14 protein-coding genes are annotated in these 16,037 nt (G+C 51.7%); 8 read left to right on the forward strand and 6 right to left on the reverse strand.

The window, feature by feature from the left end; translation table 11 throughout:
- The first annotated feature begins 19 nt into the window (after positions 1–19).
- The 3 genes from ACESPU_RS02280 (at position 20) to ACESPU_RS02290 (ending at position 3,408) form a co-directional block, all read left to right on the forward strand.
- Positions 20–448 (forward strand): helix-turn-helix domain-containing protein, encoded by a 429-nt coding sequence (locus ACESPU_RS02280; protein ID WP_007845709.1) that lies wholly within the window; start codon positions 20–22, stop codon positions 446–448.
- On the forward strand, positions 411–2,483 hold the full coding sequence (locus ACESPU_RS02285; protein ID WP_007845710.1) for a bifunctional DNA primase/helicase: 2,073 nt from the start codon (positions 411–413) through the stop codon (positions 2,481–2,483). Before ACESPU_RS02280 ends, ACESPU_RS02285 begins: the two co-directional genes overlap by 38 nt.
- Before the next feature lie 406 nt (positions 2,484–2,889).
- Positions 2,890–3,408, forward strand: a complete 519-nt coding sequence (locus ACESPU_RS02290; protein WP_004326099.1) for a dihydrofolate reductase family protein — start codon at positions 2,890–2,892, stop codon at positions 3,406–3,408.
- Between the two features lie 97 nt (positions 3,409–3,505).
- On the opposite strand, the gene topB is transcribed toward ACESPU_RS02290, so the two are convergent.
- Both topB and ACESPU_RS02300 read right to left on the reverse strand, forming a co-directional pair.
- Positions 3,506–5,593: a type IA DNA topoisomerase gene (topB, locus tag ACESPU_RS02295; protein WP_055295415.1), complete on the reverse strand. Its 2,088-nt coding sequence runs from the start codon at positions 5,591–5,593 to the stop codon at positions 3,506–3,508.
- Positions 5,594–5,619: 26 nt separating this feature from the next.
- Positions 5,620–6,942, reverse strand: coding sequence for a DUF3945 domain-containing protein (locus ACESPU_RS02300; protein WP_055295414.1), 1,323 nt, complete (start codon positions 6,940–6,942; stop codon positions 5,620–5,622).
- 250 nt (positions 6,943–7,192) lie between these two features.
- Between ACESPU_RS02300 and ACESPU_RS02305 the strand changes: the two genes are divergently transcribed.
- Positions 7,193–7,909, forward strand: coding sequence for a DUF6088 family protein (locus ACESPU_RS02305; protein ID WP_055295412.1), 717 nt, complete (start codon positions 7,193–7,195; stop codon positions 7,907–7,909).
- Positions 7,910–8,059: 150 nt separating this feature from the next.
- On the opposite strand, the gene ACESPU_RS02310 is transcribed toward ACESPU_RS02305, so the two are convergent.
- From ACESPU_RS02310 to mobA, 4 genes are read right to left on the reverse strand one after another with little or no spacing between them, the layout of a single operon-like run.
- Positions 8,060–9,391: an ATP-binding protein gene (locus ACESPU_RS02310; protein WP_055295518.1), complete on the reverse strand. Its 1,332-nt coding sequence runs from the start codon at positions 9,389–9,391 to the stop codon at positions 8,060–8,062.
- A 58-nt stretch (positions 9,392–9,449) separates the two neighbouring features.
- Positions 9,450–11,459, reverse strand: a complete 2,010-nt coding sequence (mobC, locus tag ACESPU_RS02315) for a conjugal transfer protein MobC (RefSeq protein WP_055295410.1) — start codon at positions 11,457–11,459, stop codon at positions 9,450–9,452.
- Positions 11,460–11,476: 17 nt separating this feature from the next.
- Positions 11,477–12,745, reverse strand: a complete 1,269-nt coding sequence (gene mobB / locus ACESPU_RS02320; RefSeq protein ID WP_146376205.1) for a conjugal transfer protein MobB — start codon at positions 12,743–12,745, stop codon at positions 11,477–11,479.
- Complete coding sequence (mobA, locus tag ACESPU_RS02325) at positions 12,730–13,152, reverse strand: conjugal transfer protein MobA (protein WP_055295407.1); 423 nt, start codon at positions 13,150–13,152, stop codon at positions 12,730–12,732. Before mobA ends, mobB begins: the two co-directional genes overlap by 16 nt.
- A 569-nt stretch (positions 13,153–13,721) precedes the next feature.
- On the opposite strand from mobA, the gene ACESPU_RS02330 reads away from it, so the two are divergent.
- The 4 genes from ACESPU_RS02330 to ACESPU_RS02345 all read left to right on the forward strand — a co-directional run bounded on the left by ACESPU_RS02330 (position 13,722) and on the right by ACESPU_RS02345 (position 16,037).
- A complete protein-coding gene (locus ACESPU_RS02330) occupies positions 13,722–14,504 on the forward strand; it encodes a ParA family protein (protein ID WP_055295405.1) in 783 nt (260 codons plus the stop codon).
- Between the two features lies 1 nt (position 14,505).
- Positions 14,506–14,907 carry a DUF3408 domain-containing protein gene (locus ACESPU_RS02335; protein ID WP_055295403.1) on the forward strand — a complete coding sequence of 134 codons (402 nt, stop codon included), beginning with the start codon at positions 14,506–14,508 and terminating at the stop codon, positions 14,905–14,907.
- A gap of 2 nt (positions 14,908–14,909) precedes the next feature.
- On the forward strand, positions 14,910–15,572 hold the full coding sequence (locus ACESPU_RS02340) for a hypothetical protein (RefSeq protein WP_055295401.1): 663 nt from the start codon (positions 14,910–14,912) through the stop codon (positions 15,570–15,572).
- Positions 15,573–15,740: 168 nt separating this feature from the next.
- Positions 15,741–16,037, forward strand: a complete 297-nt coding sequence (locus tag ACESPU_RS02345) for a DUF4134 domain-containing protein (protein WP_004308755.1) — start codon at positions 15,741–15,743, stop codon at positions 16,035–16,037.

The following is a 16,037-nucleotide window of genomic DNA, read 5'->3' on the forward strand; positions in this document are numbered from 1 at the left end:
AAAATTTATTTCGCCACAGGTGGGTACATCTGTGGCGTTTTATTTTTCAGGACACCCGAACTTTGCGGCAAATCAATCAGTTACCGTTATGGAAATAATAACATTCGAGTCCAAAGCCTACAAGGAACTGGACAACAAGATTACCGCCATTGCCGACTACATCTTCAACCACATGGAAACGGCAAGGCAAAGCGAGGAAGACATGTGGGTGGACAGCTACGAGGTCTGCACGTTCCTGAAAATAAGCGAAAAGACCCTGCAACGCCTGCGGGTGTCGGGAACTATCGCCTATTCCAACATCAGGGGACGCTACTTCTACAAGGTCAGCGAGATACGCCGGATGCTGGAAGAACGCCTGATAAGGAGCAACAAGGAGAACATCGACAACCTGATAACCAACCACCAGTTGTATGCTAAGGAAAGAGGAAATCTTAGAAAGAACAAGTAACGGGCTGGCGGTGTTCAAACACTACCTGCCCGGCAATTGGCGCATAGGTCGCAACTTCCTTAACCCGCTGTACGAGGACAGCAAGGCTTCCTGCAACATCTATTTCGACCGCCGGGGCGGTATCTACAAGATGAAAGACTTCGGCAACGACAGTTACAGCGGCGACTGTTTCTTCCTCGTGGGGCAGTTAAAGGGGCTGGACTGCAACCGGGCGGCTGACTTCGTGGAGATACTGGAAATCATCGACCGGGATTTGGGCTTGGGGCTGGCTTCCGGCATTCCGGTTTCCGTTCCCCCGGCAACCGTCTGCCGGGCAGTGCCGGACAAACCCGAAGAAACGCCCGAAAAGCCCGTCAAGCCCTACCAGTTCCGGGAACAGAAGTTCCCGCTTGCCGAACTGGTGTACTGGCAACAATACGGCATCACGCCCGAACTGCTGGAACGTTACAAGGTCTGTTCGCTCCGGGAATACAACAGTGAAACGGCAGAGGGCAAACCGTACACCTACACTTCATCGGTGGCAGAACCCATGTACGGCTACAAGGGCAAACAGCACATCAAGCTGTACCGCCCGTTCTCCACGCCCCGTTTCCTCTACGGCGGCAGCTTCGGTGAGAACTACTGTTTCGGGCTGGAACAACTGCCAGCCAAAGGCGACACGCTATTCATCACGGGCGGCGAGAAAGACGTGCTTTCGCTGGCGGCGCACGGTTTTCACGCTATCTGCTTCAACAGCGAAACGGTGACAATACCGCCCACGCTGGTTTATCGGCTGACATTCCGGTTCAAGCACATCGTCCTGCTCTTTGACATGGACAAGACGGGCAGGGAAAGTTCATGCAAACAGGAAAAACTACTGGAAGAATTTGGAGTGAAACGCCTGCTGCTCCCGCTTCCGGGAACGAAAGAGGAAAAGGACATATCCGACTACTTCAAAGCCGGGAACACCCGTGAAGATTTCCTGAAACTGTTTATCGAATTTTTAGACAACCTGTATAGCGACACATTGATTATGCTTAAATCATGCGAAATAGATTTCAACAACCCGCCCGCCAAAGCGCAAGAGATTATTTCGGCGGGTGACGTTCCGCTGGGGACACAAGGCAACCTGTTCGGCATCACCGGGGGCGAGGGAACGGGAAAGAGCAATTATATAGCCGCAATCGTGGCGGGCTGCATCTGCCCGGCTGGTGCGGAAGTAGATACGCTGGGCATACAGATAACCGCCAACGGCAAACACAAGGCGGTCTTGCTCTACGACACCGAACAGTCGGAAGTGCAACTGTTCAAGAATGTAAGCAACCTGCTGGCACGTGCCAAACAGCCGGACAAACCCGATGAACTGAAAGCGTTTTGTCTTACCGGCATGTCACGCAAAGAACGCCTGAACGCCATTGTACAAAGCATGGACAAGTTCTACTACCAGTACGGCGGCATCCAGTTGGTCGTCATTGACGGCATCGCAGACCTTGTTAAGAGTGCCAACGATGAAGCGGAAAGCGTGGCGGTGATAGATGAACTTTATCGGCTGGCGGGTATCTACAACACGTGTATTCTGTGCGTGCTGCACTTCGTCCCCAACGGATTGAAACTGCGGGGACATTTGGGTAGTGAGTTGCAGCGTAAGGCGGCTACAATCCTTTCGATAGAGAAAGACGAAGAACCCGCCCAGTCGGTCGTGAAAGCCTTGAAAGTAAGGGACGGAAGCCCGTTGGACGTTCCTTTGATGCTCTTTGCATGGGACAAGGAAGCGGGGATGCACGTGTACAAGGGCGAGAAGCCCCGTGAGGAAAAGGAGAAGCGCAAGGAAAGGGAACTGGTGAATGTCGCACGTGACATCTTCGGGCGGCAGACACGCATCACCTACATAGACCTTTGCGAGCAGTTGCAGCAGGTATTGGACATCAAGGAGCGCACCGCAAAGAGCTATATCCGCTTCATGCGGGAAAGGGACATCATCACCAAAGACACGGCGAACCAAAGCTGTTTTGTCATCGGTTCATATCATCTTCAAAGGAACGCAAGCTGCCCGTAGGCGTATGGGCTGAACTTGTGTATTTTTAGGTGCTTGTGTCCTGCCCTGTTGTGATAACACGGCAGGATTTTTTCTGTTTGCACGTGATTTTTCAGGGTATTTGCTTAACTTTGCAGAAGTTACACGGAAAAGTAACGGCAGTTGGACGGCGGTTGCCGGAATATTGCCTTTATATATAACATATACGTTCGCCGAACGTCCCGATGCGAAAACTGGCACTTTTCAAAATGTGGGGATATTCAGCGCAGGATATGCTATGCGTTTGTCATAGCGTGGCTGCACTGTTTCCACATTTGGGTATGCCAGTACCTCGCATCGAAACAGCGTCATGCCACGCTTTCTTTTTTGGGGTTGCGGCTAACGTGCCAAGACAGTAGGGATTTATATCACTTTAATACCTGATAATATGGAACAAATCAAAGCGCACATCGCCGTATCGCTGGACGGGCATACCGCCACGCCGGACTATGAACTGGACTGGATGCCCCGTGAGGTCAAGGAACTGGCGGCAAGGGAACACGCCGCCGCAAGCTGCCTGCTTATGGGGGCGAACACCTACAACTACATCTTTGAACACTGGGGCGGGTGGCCGCACAAAAGCAAACGGTCTTTTGTGGTGTCACACTACGACACCAACGTTACACCGGACTGCGGGGTGGAGTTCCTGACCGAAGAACCGCTGCAAAGGGTTTATGAACTGAAACAGGAAACCGACATGCTGGTGGTGGGTGGCGGCAAGCTGCTTACTTCATTGATTAAAGCCGGACTGCTGGACAGCCTGACAATCTACACCGTCCCGGTCATGGCGGGCAAAGGCATCGGTTTTGTCGGGGAAACATCCGGCTCGCTGTGGAAGCTCTCGGAAAGCAGGGTGCTGGATAACGGGGTGGTCTGTTCGACCTACCTGTTTGGCGGGAACATATAAAAAATGCGCCCGGTTTCCCTCCGGGCGCAACCACTAAAATTTCAATTATTATAAGCTGTAAAACCTATCACAATGAAATTTCAGCGGCAAAGATAGGCTATTTCTTCGGTTTCGCTTTCTTTTCGGGGAATGAAAAACCGACATTGAACTGCTCGTCCAGTACCAGCGAAGCATCGAAAGCCTTGCCGTTCTTGCCCTTGAAGCCCTTGATTAGCCCGGTCTTGTGTTTCGTCACCAGCTCGACAATCTGCTTGTCGGAAAGCTGTTTGTCGCACTTGTTGCGGAATATGGTAAGCGTGCAGTCCACGTTGGAACACTTCGCCACTTTCGGGTAGAACAGGATGCGCCCGCTGCCGCATTTCGGGCAGGGGCAGGTTTCACCAGTAGCGACAGATAGCTGCACCGATAGCAGTTCTGCGGTGATTTGCGTTGCGTACACCTCGATGCCCTTCCGGAACGTGTCGGCATCCATGCTGCCCGCTTCTATCTTGGCAAGGGCGGTTTCCCACATGCCCGTCATTTCGACATCGGCAATCTTCTTGTCCTTGACAATCCCATAAACGGCAAGCCCCTTGTCGGTAGGCACAAGGTTCTTCTTCTCACGCACGATGTACTGGCGGGCGAACAGCGTTTCGATAATCGCCGCACGGGTGGCGGGCGTGCCTATCCCGGCATCTTTCAGGCTGGCTTTCAGTTCGGCATCTTCCAGTTCCCTGCCTGCGTTCTCCATTGCCGCCAACAGGCTGCTTTCCGTGTGCAGCGGTTTCGGCTTGGTCTGCTTTTCGAGCAGATCCACGCCGGAGAGTGGCAAACATTCTCCCTCTTGGAGTGGCGGCAGGCTGGCGGCTTCTTCATCCCCGCCCGTTTCCTGCTCGCCGAACACGGCACGCCACCCGGCTTCTTTCATCACAGACCCTTTCACCGTGAAGTCGGTATCTCCCCCTGACAGCAAGGCGGTGGTAACGTCTTTCACGCACTTGCCCGAAAAGGCTTCCAGCATACGCCCGGCTACCAGCTCGTAAACCGCCCGCTCGTCTTTGGAAAGTTCGCCGGGCAGGTTCTCGGTAATGATTAAGGCGTGGTGGTCGGTCACTTTGCCGTCATTCACGCTGCGGCGGTTCAGGGGTGTGCCGTCCAGCCCGGCGGCATACCCGGCAAAGCGGGAGTATTGCCCCAGCAGGGCGACACGTTCCGGCATTTCATCGAAAACGTCCTCCGGAATATAGCGGCTTCCGGTTCTTGGGTAGGACATCACTTTCTTTTCATACAGGCTTTGCGCTATGGAAAGCGTCTTGTCAGCCGAGAAGTTCAGCTTCGTGTTCGCTTCCTTTTGCAGCGTGGTAAGGTCGTACAAAAGCGGCGGTTCTTGGCAGGCTTCTTTCCTCTCAACGGATTTAACCACAAGTTGCCCGGCATCCTTTACCCGTTGCAGGGCGGCTATGGCTTCGGGCTGCTGTTCCCACTTGGCGGTCGATTGGGCGGTAAAATTTATTCCCCCGCTGGCAGTCGCCGCTTTGAGTTGCCAAAACTTGGCGGGTACGAAATTCTTGTTCTCCAAATAGCGGCTGCATATCATCACGAGCGTGGGTGTCTGCACCCTGCCCAGCGAGAACACCCCCTGCCCGGCGGCAACGCTCAACGCTTGGGTGGCGTTTATCCCTATCAGCCAGTCCGCTTCGCTGCGGGACTTGGCAGAGAAATAGAGGTTATCGTAACGCTCTCCCGGCTGCAAGTTATCCAGCCCCTCACGGATTGCCTTGTCGGTAAGGCTGCTTATCCACAGGCGCACAAATGGTTTCCGGCAGTTCAGGTAATGGAAGATATAGCGGAAGATTAACTCACCCTCACGCCCGGCATCGGTGGCGACAATAATCCGGTCGCACTGGTCGAACACTTCCTTTATCACTTTCAACTGTTTCAGCACGCCGGGGTCTGCCTTGTAACCTTTCTCCGCTTTCACCTGACGGGGGATTAATTGAAAATCGGGCGGCAGTATGGGCAGGCTCTCCCTGCGGAAGTTCGCCACGCCGTAGGCTTCCGGCATGGCAAGCTGGATTAAGTGGCCGAACGCCCATGTCACCATATACCCGTTACCGGAAAGATAACCGTCATTACGCCCGGTCGCCCCGATGATGCGGGCGATGTCCTTTGCCACGCTGGGCTTCTCTGCTATCAATGCAATCATAATTCTTTACTTTTTAATGGTGGATATTACATTTTCATTCCTCTGGACTTCTTGGGCTTGTCAGCTTTCAGGCTCTTGTCCTGCGCTTTCTCCTGCTTCTCTTTCTGCTTGGCGGTGGGCTTGTCCTGACCCTGTTTCAACGGCTCTTTGCCCTGCTTGGTGGCTTCGTTGGTCTTGCCCCCCGAATTGACCGCTACCTGCGTCCGGCTCTCGGCGGTGGGGGTAACGTCTTTCGGCTGCACCTTGTCGGGGGATTTGCCCTGTGCGCCGGGCTGTACATGACCGTTGAACTCAACGCCCTTGCCGTCCTTTAGCCCGGCGACCTGCCGCTCTGCGGGCTGCTGCCACTGCTGCAAGAACTGGACGGCGGCACGGGGCAGGAACTCCAAGCCACGCTCCACCGCACTGACCTGCAAATAGGCACTGCGCTGCGTGCCGTCCCTGAATTGCAGGTTTTCCATTTTCACCGCTTGCCCGGCTTCAAAGGCGGCTTTCTGTTCCGGGCTGACTTGCACGTTACAGATTGTATCGGGGCATTTCCACTTGTCAGCCCGCATATACTCCAGTTCGTGCGTGTACCTGTCCCGGCTGACGAACACGGGGATTTGCTCGCCGCTTTTCGGGTCTTTGATTTCAGCGATGCCGCCCAAGTTGCCAGTGCCTTGCAAGTTGCCCTGTTCCTGCTTGGTGAACTCGTGTTCATGGAACGGGCGTTGCAACAGTTTTTCGTCCTGCTGCACGCCGTGTAGCTTGGGTACTACCGTGCCGTCCTTTGCCTGATAGAAAGAGATCTTGACATCGGTAGGTTTGAGATAGAAGCCGCCCACCGTCCCCGAAACAGTGTAAGTGTTGCGGGACTTGTAGCCACGCATCACCCGGTCGAAGTCCCTCGTGTTTTTCAGGGTGTCGGCGGTGATGCCGACTTTTTTCAGGTTCTCCCAGTCGATTTTTGACGGGTCGAAGCGGTAGCCCTGCTTGAACTCGTGGAAGTCGGGCTTCGGAACTCGAAGCATTTCAGCCCGCTTGTCACCCTCCGGTGTAGGGTTGCGGTGGTTGTCCTCGATTGCCTTTGCGTCCCGCTCCGCTTCGGAAGCCTTGACGCTGAACAGTTCCAGCCCGGAAGTGTCCTGATACTTGCGGTAGAAGTTGGAAATGAAGTTGCTGAACACATCGCTGTTCTTGTCCACCTGCATGAACTCGCCGCCGTGTCCGGTAGTGGGTGGCACGGTCTGCAAATTGCCGTCCTTGTCGATACCCTTAACGGCACTCACCTTTCCCTGCTGTTTATCCAAGACCAGCAGCACGTCTTTTTCCTGCCCCTCTGCGGGCGGGGTCATTCTGTTTGCCATAAATAATTGGAATTTTAGTGGTTACGGGAATAGTCCCGCCCAAAGGTAGCGACTAAATATGCTATATTTGGACGGGCGGCAAGGACTGTCCGAATTTGTCCGGTACTGTCCCAATTTGTCCGAGTGAATAAAAAAATATCCAACCAATAGTTGGAGAAATAAAAAACATCTTCGGCAAAATATTTGTTATGTTTTTTCAGGTGATTACATAATATACTATCTTTGCTTCATAGAAACAAAGTACATAAATATGGCTTCATTCAGGAAAGAGATACTTGGGCAGATTGAACGGATAGATACCGGGCGTATATTCACGTTCCGGGATTTGTCGTTTGAAACGGAAAAGACCGCCAATGTTGCGGTGCTACTTTCCGAACAGAGCCGCAAAGGGGTACTGGTACGGGTTGAAAAGGGGGCGTACTATCGTCCCAAGAAATCAGTGCTGGGACTGGGAAAGCTGCCTGTCTATCAGGATGAACAGTTCCGCTATCTGACTGAAAAACTGAACGGCTATATCACGGGTGCTTACGTCTATAACAAAATGGGGCTGACCGAACAGGTAGCCACAACCATAACGATAGCCACTCCTAACCCGGTTCGCCGTTTCCGTTTCAAGAACTTGGATATAGAGTGCGTGAAAGCCTACTGCATGGACTACCCGGATGAAAGCCTTGTCCCGTACTTGCGGCTGCTCGATGCGATAAAGGACATGAAGCGCATACCCGGAACAACCGGGCAGGACATCTACAACCGGGTCAAGAGCCAATATTTCAACGGGTATAGCCTGCTGGAACTGGAAAAAATCGTATCTTTGGCGAAAAGTTACCCGCCACGTGTCAGAAAGGTGGTGGCGGACATACTGGGCGACATCAGACAAACCGTATTGCAAACAGAAATGGCAAAGACCATTCTTCCCACGACACGGTTCAACTTGGATTATAAAACAAGAAAAACGCAATTAAGATAAAATATTCAACCAATGGTTGCGAAATTAAGCATAAAAAAGAGAGTGAAATCAATCACTCTCTTTCGATGAACCCTTTGTGAACCCTTTTAATGGTTTTCAAATGCTTGTTAAACAGGAAGTTCAGCATTTCATAAAAGCAAAAACATTCAATTATGAACCCTTTGTGAACCCTTTAAGTGTATAATGAGTGCCTTTTCCTGTTGTTCCTTGTATTTCCAGCCAGTTATCCAGTTGCGACAAAATTCGATAAGCAGTAGTTTTACTGGTATTTAACAAATTCTGCACATCTGAATTATTTATACTCCCATTTTGGGCGGCATACTCAATAATGGGTATATACCTTTCATCCACTCGCTGCGCCAATAGCTGCGAACGTATATCGGTATAATAGGTAATCATCAGACCGCTTAACATTTCAAGTTTGGGTGGCAACAACTTGTATGCGCTGACAGCTTCCAAGATACGCTTGTAGCCACGTCCCCAGCTTTCAATATCCCCGCTTCTGAAAAAGGCGTTGGCGATTAGCGGGTTATAGGGAGAGGACGGGTGGCTTTCAAAAAGTTTTTCGGTCGTCCAGCTTTCCGGTAACTGTCCGGCGTTCCAAAAGGTGATATGGTCGGGGAACACGCTAATCTGAATGGGTACGGCACTGGCATAGTCTTTATGTGCCACACAATTCATCAGTGACTCCCTGATAGCTTCCACCGGGAACTGCGGTGTTTCACGCCGGGAAATTCCCTCGTATGATATATGATAAATCAGGTATTTGGTCTTTATCAAATCCATTGCCTTATCCACCTGCTCCATTAAAGAGCCGTGAACCTCGTCCTGAAACTCCAAGTTACCCTTATCATCCCGGAAGAAACCTATCTTGATATAAGCCCCGGTTACAAAGCGTTCCGGGTCGGGGTGGAACAACAGCAAGGCGGCACGGGTCGGACGGTTGGTTTGGGTGTCAATCAGCCGCAAATCGTGCAGCAAATTTTCGGTAGTATCTTTCAACACATCTTCGTCCACACGCCCGCTTCTCGCCGCTTCCTTGCGGAAACGGTTCAATGCGCCGGGGGAAAGTTCCTCTATGCCTGCCCACTCTATGGGAAACTCGTCCCAATGCCTGCCAGTACGTTGCAGGATAAAACGGTTCAACGCCGCACCTTTCAACTCCTGTTTCGTGCTGCCGCTGCGATAGTGGTACTGACCTTTGTAATTGATAGGATTGGAATAAGGCGGTACGTCAATCTCGATATATTTCAGCCCGTTTTCTTCCAGCAGGTTCACGTCCACGATGATACCCAGCACGTCACGCACTTTGTTCGGTATATCCTCCAGCAGTTTGTCGGCATCGGCAACGCCGACTACCTTACCGTTGTCATTCATACCTATATATATCTTGCCGCCTGTGGCGTTGGCAAAGCCGCATATCCATTTCAGATACTCGTCACGCCAGCTTTCTTTCCATTCCGTATTTTGGTTTTCATTCATAATCATTTCTTTGTCTGCAAAATTAGTAAAAATACTGTCTGTCAGGAAAGAATATCGGTTATTCTTCCTCTTTTATAAGGTGGCATAGCTCCGGGTCGTTCTTAATCCGGGTTATCTCGTCCTCGACAATCTGCCGGACTTCCTGACGGATGCGGTCATAGTTGGCTTGTATCTCCTCCTGCATCCGGTCGTTGCCGTCCTTGTCGGTGAAGTCGATTATCTGCGGCAACTTCACGTAACGGGCGGTTTCCCGCTTCACCTTTTCATTGTCCACCACGATTTCACAGTGGAAAATCTTCTGCTCTATCCGTTCATCGAAGTTGTCCGCCACAGCACCCACGAACATACCTTGCGTGAGGTTGGATATTTTGCTGGCGGGTATCAGGCTGTCCATTTGGGTGCTTATCGAGGTGGATTTTTCCCGCTGGTTGATTGTCATGCTCTGCCGTTTCTGCAACACCTTTCCGAAACGCTCGGACAGTATTTTTGCCGTTTCACCGACTACCTGACCGCTGAACACGTTGCCCACCGTATTTTGGATTACACGGCTTTCCTTGTCCCCATAGTCACGGGTAAGCTGGCTGTAATCCTGAAAGCCCAACAGAACCGCAACCTTGTTGCTTCGGGCAGTGGCAATCAAATTATCAAGCCCACGAAAATATATAGTCGGTAATTCATCTATTATCACCGAACTTTTAAGCTGACCTTTCTTGTTTATCAGCTTCACGATACGGGAATTATATAATCCCAGTGCCGCCGAGTAGATATTTTGGCGGTCAGGATTGTTACCGACAACCAAGATTTTAGGCTCTTTCGGGTTGTTGATGTCAAGTGAAAAATCATCGCCCGTCATTACCCAGTAAAGGGCGGGTGAAATCATCCTTGAAAGCGGGATTTTCGCACTGGCAATCTGCCCCTGCAACTGTTCAACTGCCGAACTTTCCCAAGCATCCACGAACGGGGAAAGATAGTTTTCCAGTTCGGGATAACTGCGCAAAATCGTGAAAACATCGGCGTATTTCTTGTTCAACAACTCTATGGCGTGCGGGAACGTGCAATACCTGCCGCCCTGATAAATGCGCAAGTACCAAATAATGGCTGCAAGCAGGATAATCGGGCTTTCCACGAAGAAGTCGCCCTGCTTGCTTATCCAACTTCGATTGAGGTTAAGCATTATCGTGTAGCTTGCTTCGTAGGCATCCGCAATGTCCGACATGAAACTGGCGTTTATCGGGTTGCATCGGTGGCTCTTGCGTGGGTCGTCAAAATTGATAATGTAGAATTTGGGCTTTACCTTATACCCGTCCAAGTGGTTAAGCAAATGATTATAAGTGATTTCCGATAAATCGGGAAACTTATAATCATAGCAGTAGAGCGCAAAACCTTTCTCGATTTGCTGTTTTATGTAACTATTTACCACTGCATACGATTTGCCGCTGCCCGGCGTACCCAACACAAGGCTGGCACGGAACGGGTTCACAACATTTATCCAGCCGTTATTCCATTTCTTCTTATAGTAGAACCGGGTAGGCAGATTTACCGAATACTCGTTCTCGATAAGCCTTGTTTCCTGCATGAAACTCTCGTTCTCTGTATTAAAGACATCATCCATTAGGTTGTTCTTCAACAACCGGGACATCCATGTACCCGCCATGAGCATACAGATATAGCCCGCCGATAGCGTGGCGATATAAAACACAGTGTCCGCCGTATGTGGCAGCGGAAGTTCCAGCAGCCACCAGTTCAGGAAAAACAACACGACACCCGCCACAAGGCTGCAATGTATCTTCGCCCACGTTATCTTTTCCTCTTTCACGCCCTTAGTGCCGATGCACGACAGGGCGAGGAACACCACCGCAAAAAGTTTCGTCCAAAGGACGGACGAGAACAGCCCGGTGGTGCGCTGGAAGTTCCACAGTATCTTGTCTATCACTTCAAACGTCACTCCCCATTCTTTCAGGGTGGAGTAACAGAACCAGTACACGTTTATTCCCACGAATAGAATACTGACAGCCCGCATAAAGTCCATGACCCTTGCAAGCCCTCTCAAATCATCCTCTTGCTGCATAATTGTATGTTTTTAAGTTAGTCAATGCGCCTTGTGCGCTTCTTTTTCTTCTTTCTCTTTTGGCGGGCGGTGTCCTGCGGCTCGTCACCGCCAGATGCACCGCCGCCCAGCAAACCGCCGAAAGCACCCAGCACGGAAGCCATGCCCGAAACGATGTCGGATTTCGGCGTGAAGCCCGGCTGTTCCTGATGCGTGGGCTGGTCTTGCTGCGGTGCTGCCACTTCGGACTGGTGTATCTTTCCGGTTTCGCCCGAAAAACGTTCGTTGAACACGTTCGCCGAATACTCCTTGCCCAAGCGTGAACCGTTCAGCACCACCCGGCTGTCGTGGTCGATGAACGTAACGCCATAGATGCGCCCGCTGTCGTTCTGACGGAATACCACGTCAATGCCCCGCTTCCTTAGCTGCTGTTCCAGTTCCTTGCGGCTGCGGGCGGTCTGCATGGCAGTGGCTACAATCTTCCGGGTGCGCTCTTTCAGTTTCCCGTTCCTGATTGCTTCGCCCGATTTCTCCATTCTGCGCTGCACCGCTTCATAACCTACCGACTTGCCGATGCGGGAAGCCTTTACCGGGTTGCCTGTCTTTTCGCCCTTGTCATTGGTGGCGGAATAAACTATGCCCTGATAGGGCTTGCCGTTTATCTCGCCCTTGACTTCCTCGGCGCACACGTTGTAAGCGGCAAGCAAAGCCTTGTACTCCCCGAACGACTGGAAGCGGTAGCCATAGCAAGCCGCTTTCACGGTGTTGCCGACTTGGTGCTTCACGTCCCCGGCGGCATAGTCCACCTTTTTCAGTTCGGGGCGTTCGGCACGTTCCTTCCGCTCTGCCGGGTGCAGCCCGTATTTCTTTTCCAGTTCACGGGTGATTTGCTTGCTGCGCCGATGCTCGAACCTGTCATTCAGCGGTCTGCCGTTCTCGTCCACCCGCAACCCCACGATGTGGATATGGTGGCGGTCGATGTCGGTATGCTTGTACACCAGATAAGGCTGGTCGCCATAGCCCAACTTCCGCATATACTCTTTGGCGATGTCGGAAAGCTGCTGGTCGGTCAGCACGTCTTCCGGGTGCGGGTTTATGGAAATATGAAGTATCGGCTTCTTGGTGGATAGCTGGACGGGCATCTGCATTTCAAAGCTGCGCATACACTCGCCGATAGAGAAATTCCCGTCCTCGCCCAACAGCATCCGGTTGGAGAAAAGCACCTTTGCTTCCCCGCTGTCCACCTTGTTTTGGTTGTAAGCCAGTGCGCCGAACATATTGCCGCCCGTGCTTATTTTGGCAACCATAGTTCCCTGCACTCGTTTGTCAGGTCGATAACCTGACGGTTCAACATCGCCAGTTCGGTGGTCGCTTTCTCCAGTTTATAGAGAAAAGCCAGTGCCTTTTTCTCCGAAAAGTTGCTGTGCAACGCCTTTACGACTTGGTTGTAATTGACTGCAACCGCCCGGAACTGGGCGTAAAATTCGGTCAGCCGGGCGCAATATTCTACTGCCGATTTGTCCACTTTCACCACCCGGAACGGCTCGCCGAACAGCCGGGCGGCGATGAAACGGGACTTGCTCGTAACGCCCGACTGCTCCCATTGCGAGAGGAAGCGGGCATTCTCCCGGTCGTTCAGGTAAAGGACATGGCGATGCTTCGCCGGGTCTGCGAGGGCGGGGCGACCGCCCTTGTTAGGTTTTCTTGTTTCCATGCTTCTTTCAATTAAAAAATTACGACTTCGGAGTGATTTTTACCCCCGCAAGGGGCAAGGCGTTTTCAGGCACGGAAAACGGTTTTGTAGCATACAAAACACACCTTGCTATTTTCTGACGAAAATCGAAATCCGTCACGGACGGATTGGGGTTAGCGTGGAACGGCAAGCCCTGCCGTTCACCAGCCCGGTTTTACACCTTTGCCCCCTGCGGTTCGTTACTCCGCTGCAAAGTAACGGTGATTTATAATGCTGTAAAATAGGCGGTTGGTGGACAAATCGGGACAGCGCAGGACAAATCGGGACACATCTAAAAACGAACGTTTTTTCTCCTTTTATTTGCAGAAGATTTCAAGGTTGAAAGCCATATTTCAAGCAAGAAAGCAGGATAGAAAGCAGGATTTCAAGAAAACGTGATTGCAGGATTTCAATATTTCAAGAAAGAATGAAAGCTGGAAAACAAGATTGAAATAAAACAGTCTTTCAATATTTCAAGATTGCAATATGGAAACAAAGAAAGCTATATGGCTGGATTGATTGAAAGCAATAAATAAATCTATCAACCAATAATGAACGAAAGCAATATGGAAAACGAGAAAACACCCCTTTATGTCGCCTTTTCCACCCAAAAGGGCGGAGTCGGCAAAACCACCTTTACCGTGCTGGCGGCGAGTTACCTCTACTACCTCAAAGGCTACGATGTGGCGGTGGTCGATTGCGACTACCCGCAACACTCCATTGCCGGGATGCGAAAGCGGGATGCCGAGCAGGTCGGGGCGGATGAAGATTACAAGCGAATGGCGTATGAACAGTTTACCCGACTGGGGAAGAAAGCCTACCCGGTATTGTGCAGTTCACCTGAAAAGGCGATTGCAACGGCTGACGAACATATAGCCGCCGGACACGTGCCGGATATTGTGTTTTTCGACCTGCCCGGCACGGTGAACAGCGAGGGCGTGATAAACTCCCTTGCAGGCATGGACTACATTTTCACACCCATTTCCGCCGACAAGGTGGTGCTGGAAAGCAGCCTGTCGTTCGCAATGGCTATCCAAAAGCTATTGGTAAGGAATGAAGCCTGCCGACTTGCCGGGCTGTACCTCTTTTGGAACATGGTGGACGGTAGGGAGAAAACAGACCTTTACACCGCCTACGACAAGACCATTAAGGAACTGGAACTGCCGCTGATGAAAACCTTTATCCCCGATACCAAACGCTACAAAAAGGAACTGGTGGCGGATAAAAAGGCAGTGTTCCGCTCCACGCTCTTTCCCGCCAGCCGCTCGCTGGTAAGGGGAAGCAACTTGGAAGAACTGATAACCGAAATAGTGTACTACATCAAATTAAAATGATATGGCAAAGCAAAGCGGCGGGATGCCGAAGATAGACGAGGATTTCATGAAAGAGCTTATCTCGCAGGGTGTTCCCAGTAAACAAGATAATAATAAGACGAATGATGTACCGCAAGAAACACAAACAGAAACGGTGCAAGTAGAGAAACCGACACCCCGCAGGCGCAAGGGCGGTTCGGGCGACTACCAGGAAACTTACTTTCAGAAAGTGGAACTGGCAGACCGACAGCCCTTGTACGTGAGCCGTACCACGCACGAGAAGCTGATGCGTATCGTGACGGTGATAGGCGGGCGCAAGGTGACGGTAAGCAGCTACGTGGAAAACATTCTGCTGCGGCACTTCGAGCAGTACCAAGACGAGATAAACACCCTGTACGAAAGCCACTTCCAAAAGCCTGTCTGACTATGATAATCTATTGCATACTTACCGGGCTTTTGGTGTACTATATCGCCCTATGGCTGTGGTATCGCTACACGGACAGCCGGACATCAACGGGCAGAACGGATGATGCGCCACTCCCACGAAACGGGGTTTCAGGCTACACGCTGATAGGTGAAAGCCGATACAAGGGCGGACTAATCGGGACAGCGCAGGACAAATCGGGACACCTCCCGCAAGCGGCTGAAAATGATACTATTTTTGCGCCGCAGGCTGACGGACAGCCGGAAGAAAACATTCCGGAAACAGCAGCCGAAGCGGAAGAAACGCCCGGTTACGAGAATGACGAACCCGACTACGAGGACGAGGAAATAGCCGGGTACATGGACGGTGACGATGATACCGGGCGGGCTACGGGCGTGAGCTTCGATGAACTGGGCGAAGCGGTACGCACGGCGAACGCCGACAACCCCACCGAAGCGGAGAAACGGCAAACCGCCGGGACACTGGCAAGCATTGAGGGGACGAACCTCTACGATGCGGTGGTGGAGAACATCAACGGCGGGCTGGCAAAGGTGGCGGAACTGCTGGGACGCAACGAAGCGGAACTGGCTGTGGCTGCTGTCCCTGCCGGAACTGTCGATACAAGCGAGGAACACGAAGCGTTCGACATGAACGATTTCCTATAATATAATAATTATAAGCCTGACAGCATGAAACAACGGGATTACGGTTGATTGGCAACCTGAAAACAAACAGACAAACGGGACTATCCCCGACCACTAAAATTTCAAATTATTCACCAGCCGGGAAAGGCGGACTATCCACCCACCGCCCGGCATTAAAAACAAATCACAATGAGAAAGAAAATCTTCTTGTCGGCGGCTATACTTGCCGCCGTGGTAAGTGCCTACGCACAAGGAAACGGGCAGGCGGGCATCACCGAAGCCACGAACCTAATCACCGGGTATTTTGACCCCGGAACAAAACTGGTGTACGCAATCGGGGCGGTCTGCGGCTTGATTGGCGGGGTAAAAGTATATAACAAGTTTTCAAGCGGCGACCCCGATACCTCAAAGACTGCCGCCAGTTGGTTCGGGGCGTGCATCTTCCTGATTGTCGCCGCCACTATCCTGCGTTCGTTCTTCCTCTAA

It is taken from the genome of Parabacteroides sp. 20_3 (assembly GCF_964238835.1).
Lineage (GTDB): Bacteria > Bacteroidota > Bacteroidia > Bacteroidales > Tannerellaceae > Parabacteroides > Parabacteroides distasonis.

Excerpts from the sequence above, each read along its gene's own strand:
- ACESPU_RS02285 (WP_007845710.1), top strand. The coding sequence starts at position 411 with ATGCTAAGGAAAGAGGAAATCTTAGAAAGAACAAGTAACGGGCTGGCG.
- ACESPU_RS02290 (WP_004326099.1), top strand. The coding sequence starts at position 2,890 with ATGGAACAAATCAAAGCGCACATCGCCGTATCGCTGGACGGGCATACC.
- topB (WP_055295415.1), bottom strand. The coding sequence starts at position 5,593 with ATGATTGCATTGATAGCAGAGAAGCCCAGCGTGGCAAAGGACATCGCC.
- ACESPU_RS02300 (WP_055295414.1), bottom strand. The coding sequence starts at position 6,942 with ATGGCAAACAGAATGACCCCGCCCGCAGAGGGGCAGGAAAAAGACGTG.
- ACESPU_RS02305 (WP_055295412.1), top strand. The coding sequence starts at position 7,193 with ATGGCTTCATTCAGGAAAGAGATACTTGGGCAGATTGAACGGATAGAT.
- ACESPU_RS02310 (WP_055295518.1), bottom strand. The coding sequence starts at position 9,391 with ATGAATGAAAACCAAAATACGGAATGGAAAGAAAGCTGGCGTGACGAG.
- mobC (WP_055295410.1), bottom strand. The coding sequence starts at position 11,459 with ATGCAGCAAGAGGATGATTTGAGAGGGCTTGCAAGGGTCATGGACTTT.
- mobB (WP_146376205.1), bottom strand. The coding sequence starts at position 12,745 with ATGGTTGCCAAAATAAGCACGGGCGGCAATATGTTCGGCGCACTGGCT.
- mobA (WP_055295407.1), bottom strand. The coding sequence starts at position 13,152 with ATGGAAACAAGAAAACCTAACAAGGGCGGTCGCCCCGCCCTCGCAGAC.
- ACESPU_RS02330 (WP_055295405.1), top strand. The coding sequence starts at position 13,722 with ATGAACGAAAGCAATATGGAAAACGAGAAAACACCCCTTTATGTCGCC.
- ACESPU_RS02335 (WP_055295403.1), top strand. The coding sequence starts at position 14,506 with ATGGCAAAGCAAAGCGGCGGGATGCCGAAGATAGACGAGGATTTCATG.
- ACESPU_RS02340 (WP_055295401.1), top strand. The coding sequence starts at position 14,910 with ATGATAATCTATTGCATACTTACCGGGCTTTTGGTGTACTATATCGCC.
- ACESPU_RS02345 (WP_004308755.1), top strand. The coding sequence starts at position 15,741 with ATGAGAAAGAAAATCTTCTTGTCGGCGGCTATACTTGCCGCCGTGGTA.